Source organism: Streptomyces sp. NPDC041129 (assembly GCF_055592265.1).
In genome coordinates this window covers 1-15,826 of sequence record NZ_JBVIYV010000003.1, presented here as the reverse complement: position 1 = coordinate 15,826, position 15,826 = coordinate 1, and the positions used below count along the sequence as shown (strand labels likewise).

At 70.5% G+C, this 15,826-nt stretch carries 13 protein-coding genes, 1 rRNA gene, 1 pseudogene and 1 riboswitch; of the genes and pseudogenes, 3 read left to right on the top strand and 12 right to left on the bottom strand.

The window, feature by feature from the left end; genetic code table 11:
* Positions 1 to 15 precede the first annotated feature (15 nt).
* The gene (locus ACZ6B1_RS12785; RefSeq protein WP_468778545.1) at positions 16 to 1,104 is read left to right on the top strand and encodes an ABC transporter ATP-binding protein; all 1,089 of its coding nucleotides are present in this window, start codon (positions 16 to 18) and stop codon (positions 1,102 to 1,104) included.
* A gap of 28 nt (positions 1,105 to 1,132) precedes the next feature.
* Positions 1,133 to 1,552 carry a TOBE domain-containing protein gene (locus tag ACZ6B1_RS12780; RefSeq protein WP_468777555.1) on the top strand — a complete coding sequence of 140 codons (420 nt, stop codon included), beginning with the start codon at positions 1,133 to 1,135 and terminating at the stop codon, positions 1,550 to 1,552.
* Positions 1,553 to 1,613: 61 nt separating this feature from the next.
* On the opposite strand, the gene gcvP is transcribed toward ACZ6B1_RS12780, so the two are convergent.
* A complete protein-coding gene (gene gcvP, locus ACZ6B1_RS12775; protein WP_468777554.1) occupies positions 1,614 to 4,499 on the bottom strand; it encodes an aminomethyl-transferring glycine dehydrogenase in 2,886 nt (961 codons plus the stop codon).
* A 174-nt stretch (positions 4,500 to 4,673) separates the two neighbouring features.
* A riboswitch (glycine riboswitch) is annotated at positions 4,674 to 4,768 on the bottom strand.
* A gap of 119 nt (positions 4,769 to 4,887) precedes the next feature.
* Between gcvP and ACZ6B1_RS12770 the strand changes: the two genes are divergently transcribed.
* A complete protein-coding gene (locus ACZ6B1_RS12770) occupies positions 4,888 to 5,259 on the top strand; it encodes a PRC-barrel domain-containing protein (RefSeq protein WP_351668847.1) in 372 nt (123 codons plus the stop codon).
* On the opposite strand, the pseudogene ACZ6B1_RS12765 reads toward ACZ6B1_RS12770, so the two are convergent.
* From ACZ6B1_RS12765 to rrf, 11 genes and pseudogenes are all read right to left on the bottom strand, one after another.
* A pseudogene (locus ACZ6B1_RS12765) lies at positions 5,181 to 6,751 on the bottom strand (DNA polymerase IV). The gene ACZ6B1_RS12770 and the pseudogene ACZ6B1_RS12765 sit on opposite strands and share 79 nt — an antisense overlap.
* Before the next feature lie 77 nt (positions 6,752 to 6,828).
* Entirely contained in the window at positions 6,829 to 7,512 is a 684-nt protein-coding gene (locus ACZ6B1_RS12760; RefSeq protein ID WP_468777552.1) for a MerR family transcriptional regulator, read from the bottom strand.
* 249 nt (positions 7,513 to 7,761) lie between these two features.
* Positions 7,762 to 8,235 (bottom strand): bifunctional nuclease family protein, encoded by a 474-nt coding sequence (locus ACZ6B1_RS12755; RefSeq protein ID WP_026253112.1) that lies wholly within the window; start codon positions 8,233 to 8,235, stop codon positions 7,762 to 7,764.
* An 86-nt stretch (positions 8,236 to 8,321) separates the two neighbouring features.
* Positions 8,322 to 9,056, bottom strand: a complete 735-nt coding sequence (ftsR, locus tag ACZ6B1_RS12750; RefSeq protein WP_468777550.1) for a transcriptional regulator FtsR — start codon at positions 9,054 to 9,056, stop codon at positions 8,322 to 8,324.
* Positions 9,057 to 9,097: 41 nt separating this feature from the next.
* Positions 9,098 to 9,928, bottom strand: a complete 831-nt coding sequence (locus tag ACZ6B1_RS12745; protein WP_468777548.1) for an FHA domain-containing protein — start codon at positions 9,926 to 9,928, stop codon at positions 9,098 to 9,100.
* A gap of 190 nt (positions 9,929 to 10,118) precedes the next feature.
* Positions 10,119 to 11,021 (bottom strand): DUF881 domain-containing protein, encoded by a 903-nt coding sequence (locus tag ACZ6B1_RS12740; RefSeq protein ID WP_468777547.1) that lies wholly within the window; start codon positions 11,019 to 11,021, stop codon positions 10,119 to 10,121.
* A gap of 5 nt (positions 11,022 to 11,026) precedes the next feature.
* Positions 11,027 to 11,359, bottom strand: coding sequence for a small basic family protein (locus ACZ6B1_RS12735; RefSeq protein ID WP_006134295.1), 333 nt, complete (start codon positions 11,357 to 11,359; stop codon positions 11,027 to 11,029).
* Positions 11,356 to 12,276 (bottom strand): DUF881 domain-containing protein, encoded by a 921-nt coding sequence (locus ACZ6B1_RS12730; protein ID WP_468777545.1) that lies wholly within the window; start codon positions 12,274 to 12,276, stop codon positions 11,356 to 11,358. The genes ACZ6B1_RS12735 and ACZ6B1_RS12730 overlap by 4 nt, the downstream gene beginning before the upstream one ends.
* Positions 12,277 to 12,404: 128 nt before the next feature.
* Positions 12,405 to 14,900: a sugar phosphate nucleotidyltransferase gene (locus ACZ6B1_RS12725; protein ID WP_468777543.1), complete on the bottom strand. Its 2,496-nt coding sequence runs from the start codon at positions 14,898 to 14,900 to the stop codon at positions 12,405 to 12,407.
* Between the two features lie 113 nt (positions 14,901 to 15,013).
* Positions 15,014 to 15,622 carry a CDP-alcohol phosphatidyltransferase family protein gene (locus ACZ6B1_RS12720; protein WP_468777541.1) on the bottom strand — a complete coding sequence of 203 codons (609 nt, stop codon included), beginning with the start codon at positions 15,620 to 15,622 and terminating at the stop codon, positions 15,014 to 15,016.
* 109 nt (positions 15,623 to 15,731) lie between these two features.
* A 5S ribosomal RNA gene (gene rrf / locus ACZ6B1_RS12715) occupies positions 15,732 to 15,826 on the bottom strand; the annotation flags it as partial.

The following is a 15,826-nucleotide window of genomic DNA, read 5'->3' as shown; positions in this document are numbered from 1 at the left end:
TCGGACCCGGCCCCCATGACCGGGACCGGTGCCCCCGTCGAAAACGGCCCGAGAACCGTCGGTGAGCCGGGGCTCGACGCCCGGCTCGTGGTGGACCGCGGGGACTTCCGGCTCGACGTGGCGCTGGCCGCGGCCCCCGGCGACGTCATCGCGCTGCTGGGCCCGAACGGCGCCGGCAAGACCACCGCCCTGCGTGCCCTCGCCGGGTTGCTCCCGCTCACCGGCGGCCACCTGCGACTCGACGGCACCTCGCTGGAGCGCACCCCGCCCGAGTCCCGCCCGGTCGGTGTCGTCTTCCAGGACTATCTGCTCTTCCCGCACCTGTCCGCCCTGGACAACGTGGCGTTCGGGCCGCGCTGTCACGGCGCGGGCAAGGCCGAGGCGCGCGCGCAGGCGGCCGCCTGGCTGGACCGCATGGGCCTCGCCGGGCACGCCGGAGCCAAGCCCCGGCGTCTGTCCGGCGGCCAGGCCCAGCGCGTCGCGCTCGCCCGCGCCCTGGCCACCCGGCCCCGGCTGCTGCTCCTGGACGAACCGCTCGCCGCACTGGACGCCCGCACCCGGCTGGAGGTCCGCGCCCAGCTCCGCCGCCACCTCGCCGAGTTCGAGGCCGTCGCCGTGCTGGTCACGCACGATCCGCTGGACGCCATGGTGCTAGCGGACCGGCTGGTGGTCGTCGAACACGGCCACGTCGTGCAGCAGGGCACTCCCGCGGAGATCGCCCGCCGGCCGCGCACCGACTACATCGCCCGGCTCGTCGGCCTCAACCTCTACCGCGGACAGGCGGCGGGGCACACCGTACGGCTGGACGCGGGCCCTTCGGTGACGACCACGGAGGACCTGTCCGGTCCCGTCTTCGTGGCCTTCCCCCCGGCCGCCGTCACCCTCTTCCGGGACCGGCCCACCGGCGCCAGCGCCCGCAACCTGTGGGCTTGCGAGGTCGCGGGGCTGGAGACCCACGGCGACCAGATCCGCGCCGACCTCACCGGTGAACTCCCCCTCGCCGCCGACCTCACCACGGTGGCCGCCGCCGAGCTGGACCTGCATCCGGGTGCGTCGGTCTGGGCGACAGTGAAGGCGACGCAGACCCACGCATACCCGGCCTGACCCGGCGGGAGCTCTACGGTGGGTGCTCATGACACTGAGCATCCGCAACCAGCTCCCCGGCAACGTGACCGAGGTCCGACCGGGCGAGGTCATGGCGATCGTCAAGGTGCGGCTGGACGGCGGCCAGGACCTGACGGCCGCCATCACCCTGGAGGCGGCCGGGCAACTCGGTCTCGCCCCCGGCACCGCCGTTCGCGCCCTGGTGAAGTCGACCGAGGTCTCCCTCTCGACCGGCAGGATCGAGGGCCTGTCGATCCGCAACCAGCTTCCCGGCGCGATCACCCGTCTCACCAGGGGCGAGGTCATGGCCTCCGTGAAGATCGCCGTGGCCGGCGGCGAGCTGACCGCCGCGATCACCAGGGACGCGGCCGAGGACCTCGGCCTCTTCGTGGGCTCCGACGTGGTCGCCCTGATCAAGGCGACCGAGGTGTCGCTGGCCACGGCCTGAGCGGCGCGCGAACGCGTGAGCCCCGCCCGGTCCACGGGCGGGGCTCACGAGTACGGCTCGCTCAGTCCTCGTAGGCGTCCAGCGGCGGGCAGGAGCACACCAGGTTGCGGTCGCCGAAGGCCTGGTCGATACGGCGCACCGGCGGCCAGTACTTGTCCGCGACCGCGACACCGCCCGGGAAGACGGCCTCCTCACGGCTGTAGGCGTGGTCCCAGTCCGCGCCGAGCGCTCGCGCGGTGTGCGGCGCGTTGCGCAGCGGGTTGTCCTCCGCGGGCCACACTCCGGAGCCGACCTTCTCGATCTCCGCGCGGATGGCGATCATCGCGTCGCAGAACCGGTCCAGCTCCGCCAGGTCCTCGGACTCGGTCGGCTCGATCATCAGCGTGCCGGCCACCGGGAAGGACATGGTCGGGGCGTGGAAGCCGTAGTCGATGAGCCGCTTGGCGACGTCGTCCACGCTCACGCCGGTCGCCTTGGTCAGCGGGCGCAGGTCGATGATGCACTCGTGCGCCACCAGGCCGCCGGGGCCGTTGTAGAGCACCGGGTAGTGCGGCTCGAGGCGCTTGGCGACGTAGTTGGCGGAGAGCACGGCGACCTGGGTGGCGCGCTTGAGCCCCTCGCCGCCCATCAGGCGGACGTACGCCCACGAGATCGGCAGGATGCCCGCGCTGCCCCACGGAGCGGCGGAGATCGGGCCCACGCCGGTCTCCGGGCCGGCCGCCGGCTGCAGCGGGTGGTTCGGCAGGTACGGCGCCAGGTGCGAGCGGACGGCCACCGGGCCGACGCCGGGACCGCCGCCGCCGTGCGGGATGCAGAAGGTCTTGTGCAGGTTCAGGTGCGAGACGTCGCCGCCGAAGTGGCCCGGCTTGGCGAGGCCGACCAGGGCGTTGAGGTTGGCACCGTCGACGTACACCTGGCCGCCGGCGTCGTGCACCTGGGCGCAGATGTCGGCGACGTGCTCCTCGAACACACCGTGCGTCGAAGGGTAGGTGATCATCAGCACGGCCAGCTCGTCGCGGTGCTGCTCGATCTTCGCCCGCAGGTCGGCGACGTCGATCTCACCGTCCTCGGCGGTCTTGACGACGACGACCTTCATGCCGGCCATCACGGCGCTGGCCGCGTTGGTGCCGTGCGCGGAGGAGGGGATGAGGCAGACGGTGCGCTGCTCGTCACCGTTGGCGCGGTGGTAGCCGCGTACGGCCAGCAGACCGGCCAGCTCGCCCTGCGAACCGGCGTTCGGCTGCAGCGAGACCTTGTCGTACCCGGTGACCTCGGCGAGACGGTCCTCCAGCTCGTGGATGAGCGTGAGGTAGCCCTCGGCCTGCTCGGCGGGCGCGAAGGGGTGCACCTGGCCGAACTCGGGCCAGGTGACCGGCTCCATCTCGGTGGTCGCGTTGAGCTTCATGGTGCAGGAGCCCAGCGGGATCATGCCGCGGTCGAGCGCGTAGTCGCGGTCGGCGAGCCGGCGCAGGTAGCGCAGCATCGCGGTCTCGGAGCGGTGCTCGTGGAAGACCGGGTGGGTGAGGTAGTCGTCGGTGCGCAGCAGGGCCTCGGGGAGGGCCTCGCCGGCCGCCGCGTCCAGCGCCTCGATGTCGCCGTCGACGCCGAAGGCGGCGAAGACGGTCTCCAGCTGAGCCCGGTTGGTGGTCTCGTCGCAGGCCAGGGAGACCAGGTCGGCGTCGACGAGACGCAGGTTGACGCCGCCCGCCCGGGCGGCGGCCGTGACCTCGGCGGCCCTGCCGGGCACGCGCGCGGTGAGGGTGTCGAAGTAGGCACCGTGCACGATCTCGACGCCGCCCGCCTTCAGGCCCTCGGCGAGGATCGTGGCGTAGCGGTGGGTGCGGCGGGCGATGGTCCGCAGTCCCTCGGGGCCGTGGTAGACGGCGTACATGCCGGCCATCACGGCGAGCAGCACCTGGGCGGTGCAGATGTTGCTGGTGGCCTTCTCGCGGCGGATGTGCTGCTCGCGGGTCTGCAGCGCCAGGCGGTAGGCCTTGTGCCCGTCGGCGTCGACGGACACGCCGACGAGACGGCCGGGCAGGCTGCGCGCGAACTTCTCGTGCACCGCCATGTAGCCCGCGTGCGGCCCGCCGAAGCCCATCGGCACGCCGAAGCGCTGGGTGGTGCCGACGGCGATGTCCGCGCCCAGCTCGCCCGGCGAGGTCAGCAGGGTGAGCGCGAGCAGGTCGGCCGCGACGGTGACGAGGGCGCCCAGCTCGTGCGCCTGGTCGATGAGCGGCTTGATGTCGCGGACGGCACCGGAGGCGCCCGGGTACTGGACCAGCACGCCGTTGATCTCGCGCTCGGCGATCTCCGCCGGGATGCCCTCGGAGAGGTCTGCGACGACGACCTCGACGCCGGTCGGCTCGGCTCGCGTCTCGATGACGGCGACGGTCTGCGGCAGGGCGTCCGCGTCGATCAGGAACAGGCCCTTCTTGTTCCGGCCCATGCGCCGGGACAGCGCCATGGCCTCGGCGGCGGCCGTGCCCTCGTCGAGCAGGGAGGCGCCGGACGTCGGCAGCCCGGTGAGCTCGGCGACCATCGTCTGGAAGTTCAGCAGGGCCTCGAGCCGGCCCTGGGAGATCTCCGGCTGGTACGGCGTGTAGGCCGTGTACCAGGCCGGGTTCTCCATGACGTTGCGCAGGACGACCGGCGGGGTGAAGGTGCCGTAGTAGCCGAGGCCGATCATGGAGCCGAGGACCTGGTTGCGGTCGGCGAGCGAACGCAGCTCGGCGAGCACCTCGGCCTCGGTGCGGGCGCCCGGCAGGTCCAGGGCGTCGGCGTTCTTGATCACATCCGGGACGGCGGCGGCGGTCAGCTCGTCGAGCGAGCCGTAGCCGACGTGCGCGAGCATCTTGGCCCGCGCCTCGTGGTCGGGCCCGATGTGGCGCTGTTCGAAGGGGATGCCCGCTTCGAGCTCGGAGAGCGGGGTGCGATGGGCGGTCATTGCGGAGGCCTCCTGGTCTGACGCGACCTTCGAGGGGCACCCCGGTACGGATACCCCGACGGCCTCCCCCTCTGTCATCTCGACCTGAGAGCTTCACCGGCGGCCCGGGGGCGCCGGCTTTCACCGTCGGTGAGGGCGGACGCCGTCGACATCCGCCCTGCTTTCCAGAGTGACCTCGTCCGTGCGGTACGTGAGCCTGAGAGATTCCGGGGAGGATTTGCTCCTTCGGCGCCTCCGAGGTGATCGGAGGACTCTCCCGCACGGGGTCAGCAGCCGCTGTCAGCGTACCAGCGAGGTCAACGCCCGGGCCTTCGAGTGGCCGCCTCCCTGATTGTGCTCTTTCGTAGTGCTTACGGATGAGTTGCGACCAAGTGGAGGGAGAGGGACCGTGCAGACCGACATCGATCCGCGCAACCTGATCGGCCGCAAGGCGTTCGACCGCACCGGCACCAAGATCGGCACCATCGACGAGGTGTACCTCGACGACGCCACCGGCGTACCGGAGTGGGCGGCCATACGCACCGGTCTGTTCTCCCGGGACGCCTTCGTCCCCCTGGAACCCAGCGAGATCGTCGAGGGCGCCCTGCGGGTTCCCTTCGACCGTGCGCTCATCAAGGACGCACCCGACTTCGGCGTGGGCCGCCACCTCTCCCCCGAACAGGAACTCCAGCTCTACCACCACTACGGCCTGGACGTGGCGGCGCCCTCCCCGCTCGCGGACCACGACTTCGGCAAGCTGGCGGGCACCGAGGAACCCTGAGCCCACGCCGCCGGCGGCCCCACCGGGGGCGGGGGGCCACGCCGGTGACCACGGCGGAGCCCGCACCTCACGGGCCGCAGCCGCCCTACAGATCGGCGTCGAGAGCACCCGACAGGCGCGGCGGCGGATCCGCGTCCGACATCCGTGGCTGCGGATCCGTGCCCAGCACCAGCGGGAGCGGATCCGCCGGCACCAGCGCGGGATCCTCGACGCCGAACGTCCGCACCCGCCCCGGCTCCGACTGAGGCGTCTCGAAGCGCACGGTCACCCGGCCCAGACCACTGCCCTGCACCCAGCCGTGGCCCAGCTCGGAGTGCCGCACGTCCTGCCCGGCACGCCACCGCCGCTCGACGGGCTCCGGCCGCTCCGGCACGGTCTCGGCCACGGCCTCCTCCGGCGCCTGTGCCGCCGGCGAGGGCTGCGCCGCCTGGGCGAACAGGTCCTCCTGGGTGTAGTCGGCGAGCCCGGTGACGCCCACACCGAGCAGCCGCACCCCGCCCGTGGTGTCCACGGAGTCCAGCAGCCGCTCGGCCGCCTCCCGGATCACCGAGGGGTCGTCCGTGGGCCCTCTGAGCGTCTCGGACCGGGTCAGTGTCGAGAAGTCGTACCGGCGGACCTTCAGTACGATCGTCCGCCCCGACAGCCCGGCCCCGCGCAGCCGGCCCACGCACCGGTCGGCGAGCCGCCGCACCTCGAGACCGACCCGCAGCCGGTCGTGGATGTCCACGTCGTAGGTGTCCTCGACCGACACCGACTTGGCCTCCCGCTCGGCGACCACGGGCCGGTCGTCGCGGGCCAGCGCCATCGCGTACAGCGCGTGCCCGTGCGCCTTGCCGAGCAGCCGTACGAGCTCGTCCTCGCCCGCCTCGGCCAGCTCCTCGACCGTGGTGATCCCGGCCCGCCGCAGATGGTCCCCGGTCGCCGGCCCCACCCCGGGCAGGGTCCGCACCGGCATCGGCCCGAGCAGCGCCCGCTCGGTGCCGGGTTCGACGAGGACCAGTCCGTCGGGTTTGGCCTCCTCCGAGGCGATCTTCGCGAGCATCTTGGAGGCGGCGAGTCCCACCGACCCCGTGAGCCCGGTGACCGCCCGTATGTCGGTGCGCAGCTTCGTTGCCACCCGGCGCGCGGAGTCCGCGTCCCAGGCCGCCTGCCGGGCCTCGAGGTCGACGAACGCCTCGTCCAGGCTCAGCGGCTCCACCAGCGGCGACAGCTCCCGCAGCAGCGCCATCACCTGCTCGCTCACGGACCGGTAGAGACTGAAGCGGGGCACCAGGTACGCGGCGTTCGGCGCCAGCCGGCGCGCCTGGGCCATCGGCATCGCCGAGTGCACCCCGAACACCCGCGCCTCGTACGACGCGGTGGCCACCACACCCCGCGGTCCGAGTCCGCCCACGATCACGGCCTTGCCCCGCAGGCTCGGCTTGGATGCCTGCTCCACCGAGGCGTAGAAGGCATCCATGTCGAGATGCAGGATCGTGGGCGCGTTTCTCACACCTCCGATGCTGCACCACACCACTGACAACGCGGGCGCACGGCCCGTGGGGTGCGGTGGGGCTCGGTGGGACGTCCTCAGACGGCCCGGTTGCGCCGCCGCGCCAGTTCGTCCGCCGGGTTGTGCCCGACCAGGGTCTCCCCCGTGTCGACACGCTCGCCGTGCAGTTGGGAGAGCGCGCTCTCCACATCCCGCCAGACCACGCCGACGGCGATCCCGAAGACGCCCTGGCCGCCCTGGAGCAGGGCGTGCACCTCGTCCGGCGAGGTGCACTCGTACACCGTGGCACCGTCGCTCATGAGGGTCATGCGCTCCAGGTCCCGGAAACCGCGTTCCCGGAGGTGCTGCACGGCCGTGCGGATGTTCTGCAGCGAGACCCCGGTGTCCAGGAACCGCTTGACGATCTTGAGGACGACCACGTCCCGGAAGCTGTAGAGGCGCTGGGTGCCCGATCCGTGGGCGGGCCGCACACTCGGCTCGACCAGTCCCGTACGGGCCCAGTAGTCCAGTTGCCGGTAGGTGATGCCGGCGGCCGCGCAGGCCGTGGGACCCCGGTAGCCGATCTCCTCGGACGCCATGGACGCCACCCCTCCGCCGTTCGGCACCGCCGTCGGCCGCTGTGGGGCGTGGTCGACCGCGCCGCCGGGATATGCGTACTGCCCGCTGGAACGTGGCTGGGAACTCGGGGGAGGGCACGGACCGCTCTCCCCGAAACCGCGTCCGGGGGCACCCCCAGCCGTACCGTCGCCGCTCGTTCTCACGCCGACCTCCGTCCTTGAACTGCCTTCTCGACGGTAGGCAGTCACCAGGGGTGCGTCAACGATCGCCACACTCGCCACGCCGGGTGATAATCACCCTAAGAGTGGTTTCTCGTGCCCCACCGCGGGGAAAGGCTAGCCGAATGCTCTCGCGGAAGACCGCATGACGCTCTGGATGGCCGGAGGCAATTGCCACGCCACACGGCAACGGGCCCGCAGGTCACCGCCCCCGGGCCGTCGGGGCGCCATACCTCACTGGCTGCTGGTGCCGAAGTCCTCCGGCGAGATCTGGTCGAGGAACTCGCGGAACTTCTCCACCTCGTCCTCCTGCTCGTCCGGGATCGCGATGCCGGCGTCGTCCAGCACCGTGTCACTGCCGTAGATCGGCGTCCCGGTACGCAGGGCCAGCGCTATGGCGTCGGAGGGACGCGCGCTCACCTCGACCCCACTGGCGAAGACCAGCTCCGCGTAGAAGACGCCCTCACGTAGATCCGTGATGCGCACTTCGGTCAGCTCCTGGCCGACGGCCTCCAGCACGTCCTTGAACAGGTCGTGGGTCAGCGGTCGCGCGGGGGCCATGCCCTGCTGGGCGAAGGCGATGGCCGTCGCCTCCCCCGGCCCGATCCAGATGGGGAGGTAGCGGTCGCCCCCCACTTCGCGCAGGAGCACGATCGGTTGGTTGGAGGGCATTTCGACCCGGACACCTACGACATCGAGCTCGTTCACACAGCAACCCTAGGCCGTGCTCGGGACCTTTGGGTAGTCGGGCCGGGAACAGGTGCCCGATCCGGCCGCCCGGGACACCCCGCCGTTCAGGGCAGGCGTACGCCCAGAGCGGTCTGCACCAGTGCCGCGTGCAGCCGTGTCGTGAGCGCCGCCAGCTCCTTGGCCCGGGCCTCGGCGTGGGCCCTGGTCTGCGGGTTGCGGTGGCGCTTCAGGGGGGCCACGACCTGGTCCACCAGGCCCGCCTCCCGATCGGCGGCGGCCTTCATCACGCGCAGATGGCGCGGCTCGATCCCGAACCGGCCCAGCTCGGCGATGAGCGAGGCCACGGTGACGGCCGCCGCGTCGTACACACCGTCCTCCAGTGGAGCGATGAGCCCGTACGACTGCCATTCCGCGAGTTCGTCCGCGCCGATGTCCGCCGCCGCCAGCAGCTCGGCCCGCCCGATCCGGGCCACCGTGGGCCGCTCGGGCGGCTCCGGCGGCTCGTCCCCGGTGCGCTGGCGCCCCACCAAGGGCAACTGCACGGCCTCACCGCGCTCCATGGCGTCCAGGTGCTCGCGGATCACCTTGAGCGGCAGGTAGTGGTCCCGCTGCATCCTCAGGACGTGCGCGAGGCGGTCGACGTCCCCGGGGCCGAACTTGCGGTAGCCCGACGGAGTCCGCTGCGGCTCGATGAGCCCCTCGGACTCCAGGAAGCGGATCTTGGAGATGGTCACTTCGGGGAACTCGTCACGCAGCGCGTTCAGCACCGTGCCGATGCTCATCAGTCCGCCCGCGGCGGCGGTACCGCTTCGGGCACCGCCGCTCGGTGTGTGCAGCATGGACCTTCCCTGGGGTTCCCCCCGGACGGAGTCCAGGGGGGTCAGATGCCCTGCCGGCTCGCGTAGAAGACCAGCCGGTACTTGCCGATCTGCACCTCGTCACCGTTCGACAGAGGCACCTGGTCGATCCGCTCGCGGTTGACGTACGTGCCGTTCAGACTGCCCACGTCGGCCACCGTGAACGAGCCGTCCGGGGAGCGCCGGAACTCCACGTGCCGGCGGGAGACCGTGACGTCGTCCAGGAAGATGTCGCTCTGCGGGTGCCGGCCGGCCGTGGTCAGGTCGCTGTCCAGCAGGAAGCGGCTGCCCGAGTTCGGGCCCCGGCGCACCACCAGCAGCGCCGACCCCAGCGGCAGCGCGTCGACCGCGGCCTGCGCCTCGGGCGAGAGCATCGGCACCTGCGTCTGCCCGGTCACCTCGGCGTCGTAGGCCTCGATGCCGGAGATGGAGATCGTGGACGTGGTCTCCGAGGCACGCTCCGGCGCCACACCGGACCGCAGCGGCGCACCGCAGTTGGAGCAGAAGCGGGCGCTCTCCGCGTTGCGGTTACCGCACCTCGTACAAATCAGGACGGACATGGAAGGATCCTCCTGCCGCGGTTGCCCCGCGGGGGCGTTGGACGCATAGGGGTCGGAGGCAAACCCTCCACCCGCACTTGAGGTTGACGGTTGCCCGAAACCTATGCCGCCGGACTGGGCAGGGTCAACAGACGCCGCGCCCTGGCCTCCGGAAATGTCACCGCCCGGACCAGCGACCTGGTCACGGAACAGCGGGCGCCGGCCCTCTGCGTCAGGCTGTGCGCGATGACGAGCGGTCGCGTTGTCGCTGTCCTCTCGCGCGCTCTTGCCGAACAACTTCGCAAACAACTTCACGGGCGATTCCCCTTGACCGAAACAGACCCGCCCGTGGGGCAGGACGAACCCTGATTGCCTACACCGGTCGACCCGGACATCCTCACAACGTCCGTATCCACCAGACAGTTTCCACCACGCGCCACTTCTTCGGTGCGCCGACCCCCCGCAACCTCATGCCCCTGCCGGACGCCCCCCATGCACCGCCGGTTCACTGGGAGGACGACCGAGCGTAGTCAGGCTGCTTCACCTGTCGCAAGGCATCCACGACGATCTTGCCCGACCGCTCGACGGTCACCGTGGCCTGCTCCTTCTCCAGAGTCTGCACCACGCCTCCGGGAATGTTCAGAGCCGGTTCGAGATCCTGCGACTTGCCGATGACCTTGAAACGATACGGTGCGTTGATCTTGTTCCCGTCGACACTCACGCTCTTGCCGGAGTCGGTGAAGTAGGTGCTCGCGACCACGCGTACGCCGTTGACCTGGATCGCCTCCGCGCCGGCCGCGCGCAGCTCCTGGATCGCGTCGAGCAGCATGTCCGCCTTGACCGTCCCCTTCGTGTCCTCGATGGTCATGGTGATGCCGGGACCCTCCGCCGCCACGGTGCCCGCCAGAATGCCGAGTTGCCTCTCCTTCTCGGCCGTCTGCCTGCGCGCCTCAGCGGCCTGGTCGGAGCTGCTCTGCAGCTCCTGGCGCTGTTTGTCGAGTCCCTGCTTCTCGTCCTCAAGACGCTGAGTACGGTCGTCCAGTTCATCGAGGATGCGAACGAGATCTTCCTGACGTGCCCCGCGCAGCGCGCTGTCGCTGTCGCTGTTCGACGCCACCTGCACCGCCAGCCCGAAGCCGAGGCCGAACAGCAGGACCGCGACGATGAGTTGGGCCCGGGTGACGCGCGGCGGCCACACGCCCTTGATCAGCCGCTGCCGGCCGGTGAGCGGGGGCTCGGCGCCCTCGGCTCCTTCGGCTCCCTCGGCGGGAGTCCGCCGCGGCTCCTCGGGCGTCCGCTCCGGACCGGCGGGGGTCCGCTCCGGCTCGGCGGCCGGGGCCGGGGCCGGGACCTCTTCGGGCAGTTCCTTGCGCAGCCTGTTCTCCGGCCGCTCGTCCTGGTTGCTCATCGCTCTCAAGCCCGGAAGACGTGTCGCCGGATCGCCGCGGCGTTGGAGAAGATTCGGATACCGAGGACGACCACGACACCGGTGGACAACTGCGCCCCCACGCCCAACTTGTCGCCCAGGAAGACGATCAGCGCGGCCACGACCACGTTGGACAGGAACGACACCACGAAGACCTTGTCGTCGAAGATGCCGTCGAGCATGGCCCGCAGGCCGCCGAACACCGCGTCCAGCGCGGCCACGACGGCGATCGGCAGATAAGGCTCGACGACCGCCGGAACCTCCGGCCGGACCAACAGGCCGGCCACGACTCCCACGATGAGGCCCAGTACGGCGATCACGATGTGCCCTTCTCAGTCTTCTCTGCGTTCGGCTGTGCTGTGCGTACGATCACACTCGGGGCGGAGGGCAGGCGGACGTCCCCCTCGGTGGAGATGGTGGCCCGGATGCCGAAGTTCTCCTCCAGGGCATGCAGATACAGCCCGTCGGCGCTGTCCTGGAACCTGGTGCTCAGCCTCTGCCCGTCCCCCACCGCCAGCACCGTGTACGGCGGCACCAGCGGCCTGTTGTCGACCAGTATCGCGTCACCCGCGGCCCGGATCGCGGACAGGGCCGTCAGCCGCTGCCCGTTGATGGAGACGGCCTCGGCCCCGGAGGCCCACAACCCGTTCACCACCCGCTGCATGTCCCGGTCCCGCACCCGTCCGGTGTCGGAGAAGCCCGAGGTCTCGCGCGGATTGGAGCCGTCGCCGCCGGCGCTGGCCTCCTTGGCGTCGTTCACCACGAGTTTGACGCCGGGGCCGTGCACCGCGGTCGCGCCCGACAGCACGCCCACCAGATCGGCCTCTGAGCCGCCGCCGCTGCGGCGCAGTGCCGCCCGCCGGCGCGTGTCGACATCGTCGCGCAGTTCGTCGACATCGCTCTCGAGCCGGTCCGCGTCCGCGGTCTCCCGGTCGATGCGGTCGATCAGCTCCTGGCGTTCCTTGGCCACCACGGGGGCCGCGATCCTCGCCTGTGCCGCTCCCACGGTGACCACCAGCGCCGCGAGGACCAGACCCCCGGCCAGGCCCAGCTTCGCCCGGAGCGTCTTCGGCAGTCCGCCGGCCTCGCCCTGCGCCTCCCGCCGGGCGGCGGCCTCCGCGTAGCCGTCGTCGAGGCTGTGGTCCATGACGTTTGTGATCAACGACATTGACGCGTCCGGGCGCGACGACCGCGGGGGGCTGCTCCGAACGGGGGATTGCTGCGGCATGCCGCACATCGTCGCATGTCGCGAGCAGTACCTCCGAATGGCCCCACCGGCGTGCCGGACAGGCCCCCTTGGGGGCACTTGTCCGGCACGCGCGCGTGCAGCGGCTTTCGCCGTCCCGCCGTCCGGAGCGGCCGGTCCTACCGCCCGGCGCTGTCCACCACGGCCGCCCACTCGTCCAGCAGGGCCTGCGCGGAGGCGTCGTCCGGCCCCTCGGCCCACAGATGGGTGACGGCCTCGGCCGGGTCGGGCAGCACCATCACCCAGCGCCCGTCGGTCTCCACGACCCGCACACCGTCGGTCGTGTCGACGGACCGGTCCCCGGCCGCCTCGACGACCCGGCGCATGACGAGACCCTTGACGGCCCACGGGGTCGCCAGGTCCCGCTTGAGGACGTGGGCCCGCGGAATCCGCGCGTCGATCTGGCTCAGCGTGAGCTGCGTACGGGCCACCAGACCGATCAGCCGTACGAAGGCGGCCGTGCCGTCGTAGACGCTGCTGAACTCGGGGACGATGAACCCGCCCCTGCCGTCACCACCGAAGATGGTGCCCTCCTCGCGCCCCACGCGCGTGAGGTCGTCGGGAGAGGTGGTGGTCCACTCGACCTGCGTGCCGTGGTACGCGGCCACCTGCTCGGCGATCCTGGTCGTGGTCACCGGCAGCGCCACCCGGCCGCTGCGCCGCTCCGCGGCCACCAGGTCCAGCATGACGAGCAGCGCCCGGTCGTCCTCGATGATCCGGCCCTTCTCGTCCACGAGCGACAGCCGCTCGCCGACGGGGTCGAACCGCACACCGAACGCGGCCCTGGAGGACGCCACGATCTCACCGAGGCGCACCAGACCCTTGCGCCGAATCTCCTCGGTCTCCGTGGGCCGGGACTCGTCGAGACCGGGGTTGATCGTCAGCGAGTCCACGCCGAGCTTGCCGAGGAGGCTGGGCAGCACGAGACCGGCGCTGCCGTTGGACGCGTCCACGACGACCTTGAGGCCCGATTCCGCTATGCCGGTGATGTCGACGTTCCGCAGCAGCGACCCGGTGTACGAGTCGAAGACGCTCGCCGGGAAGTACAGGTCGCCGATCTCACCGGGGAATGCCCGGCGGTACTCCTGCCGGGCGAACACGCGGTCCAGCTTGCGCTGGCCGCCCTGCGACAGGTCCGCGCCCTGCCCGTCGAAGAACATGATGTCGACGGAGTCCGGCACACCCGGCGAGGTCCGGATCATGATGCCGCCTGCGCTGCCGCGCGCGGTCTGCTGCCGGGCCACGGGCAGCGGGACGTTCTCCAGGTCCCTCACGTCGATGGCGCTGGCCTGCAGCGCGGAGATCACCGCTCGCTTGAGTGCGCGGGCGCCCCGGGAGTGGTCACGGGCCGTGGTGACCGTGGAGCCCTTCTTCAGCGTGGTCGCATAGGCACCGGCGAGCCGCACGGCCAGCTCGGGCGTGATCTCCACGTTGAGGATGCCCGAGACACCACGGGCGCCGAACAGGTTGGCCTGTCCTCTGGACTCCCAGATCACCGAGGTGTTGACGAAGGCACCGGCTTCGATGGTCTTGAACGGGTAGACCCGCACATTGCCCTGGACGATCGATTCTTCACCGATCAGGCACTCGTCGCCGATGACCGCGCCGTCCTCGATCCGGGCGGCCCGCATGATGTCGGTGTTCTTGCCGACGACACAGCCGCGCAGATTGCTGTGCTGACCGACGTACACGTTGTCGTGCACGACGGCCCGGTGCAGGAACGCACCGCTCTTGACGACGACGTTGGAGCCGACGACGGTGTGCTCGCGGATTTCCGCGCCGGCCTCCACCTTGGCGTAGTCGCCGATGTAGAGCGGCCCGCGGAGCACCGCGTCGGGATGCACCTCGGCTCCCTCGGCCACCCAGACGCCCGGCGAGATCTCGAACCCGTCGATGTCGACGTTGACCTTGCCCTCGAGGACGTCGGCCTGCGCCTTGACGTAGCTTTCGTGGGTGCCGACGTCCTCCCAGTAGCCCTCGGCGACATAGCCGTAGATCGGCTTGCCCTCCTTCATGAGCTGCGGGAAGACATCGCCGGACCAGTCGACGGAGACATCGGCCTCGACGTAGTCGAAGACCTCGGGCTCCATGACGTAGATGCCGGTGTTCACCGTGTCGGAGAAGACCTGCCCCCAGGTCGGCTTCTCGAGGAAACGCTCGACCTTGCCTTCCTCGTCGACGATGGTGATGCCGAACTCCAGCGGATTGGGCACCCGGGTCAGACAAACGGTGACCAGTGCGCCCTTCTCCTTGTGGAAAGCGATCAGGTCGGTGAGGTCGAAGTCCGTCAGGGCGTCACCGGAGATGACGAGGAAGGCGTCGTCCTTCAACGCCTCTTCGGCGTTCTTGACGCTTCCCGCGGTACCGAGCGGCTTCTCCTCGTTGGCATATGTGAGCTCCATTCCGAGCTCTTCGCCGTCGCCGAAGTAGTTCTTGACGAGCGATGCCAGGAACTGCACGGTGACAACGGTCTCGTTGAGCCCATGCCTTTTGAGCAGCCTCAGCACATGCTCCATGATCGGGCGGTTCACCACGGGCAGGAGCGGCTTGGGCATGCTGGAGGTCATAGGGCGAAGGCGAGTGCCTTCGCCACCGGCCATCACGACGGCCTTCATGTCGGAAGCGTCCTCCTAAAGAGACGACGGTCTAGCCGACTTCACCCGTCCAGATTGTCCCGCACTTCGGCGCGGCGGGCCATCGGACCACTATGTCCGGACAATCAGTGGGCTCAATCGGCCGTGGCGTCCGCGCGAACGAGACGGCGGACTTGTACCACGTAGAGCACTCCTGCCCACCAATAGAGGGTTGTACCCCAACCTGCGAACGCCCATCCGAAAACAGCGGCCAGTGACGCGATCCATCCGTTTCCGTCGCTGAGCAGCAGGAGCGGGAAGGCGTACATCAGGTTGAAGGTGGCGGCCTTGCCCAGGAAGTTCACCTGGGGCGGCGGATAGCCGTGGCGCCGCAGGATGCCGACCATCACCAGCAGAACGAGCTCTCGTGCGAGCAGAAGGCCGGTCAGCCAGAGCGGCAGGATCTCGCGCCAGGTGAGGCCCAGCAGCGTCGTGAGAACGTACAGCCGGTCGGCCGCGGGGTCGAGCAGCCGGCCGAGGCTGCTGATCTGGTTCCAGCGCCTGGCGAGCTTTCCGTCCAGGTAGTCGCTGATCCCGCTCAGTGCAAGCACAAGAAGGGCCCAGCCGTCGCTCTTGGGACCGCCGAACTCCGGCCTGAGGATGAGCCACAGGAAGAGCGGGACGCCGGCGAGCCGAGCCATGCTGAGGATGTTGGGGATGGTGAGCACCCGGTCCGTCTGGACACGGGTCTCCTGGACCTCCACCCGGGGGCCTCCTGTGCTGTAAGGAGCGAAACGATGCTCCCCGACCCTACCCCAACGCAAAAAAGCTCCGGCCCCTGGGCAGTGCCCAAGAGCCGGAGCTGTAAAAGGAGTTCGGCGGCGTCCTACTCTCCCACAGGGTCCCCCCTGCAGTACCATCGGCGCTGTGAGGCTTAGCTTCCGGGTTCGGAATGTAACCGGGCGTTT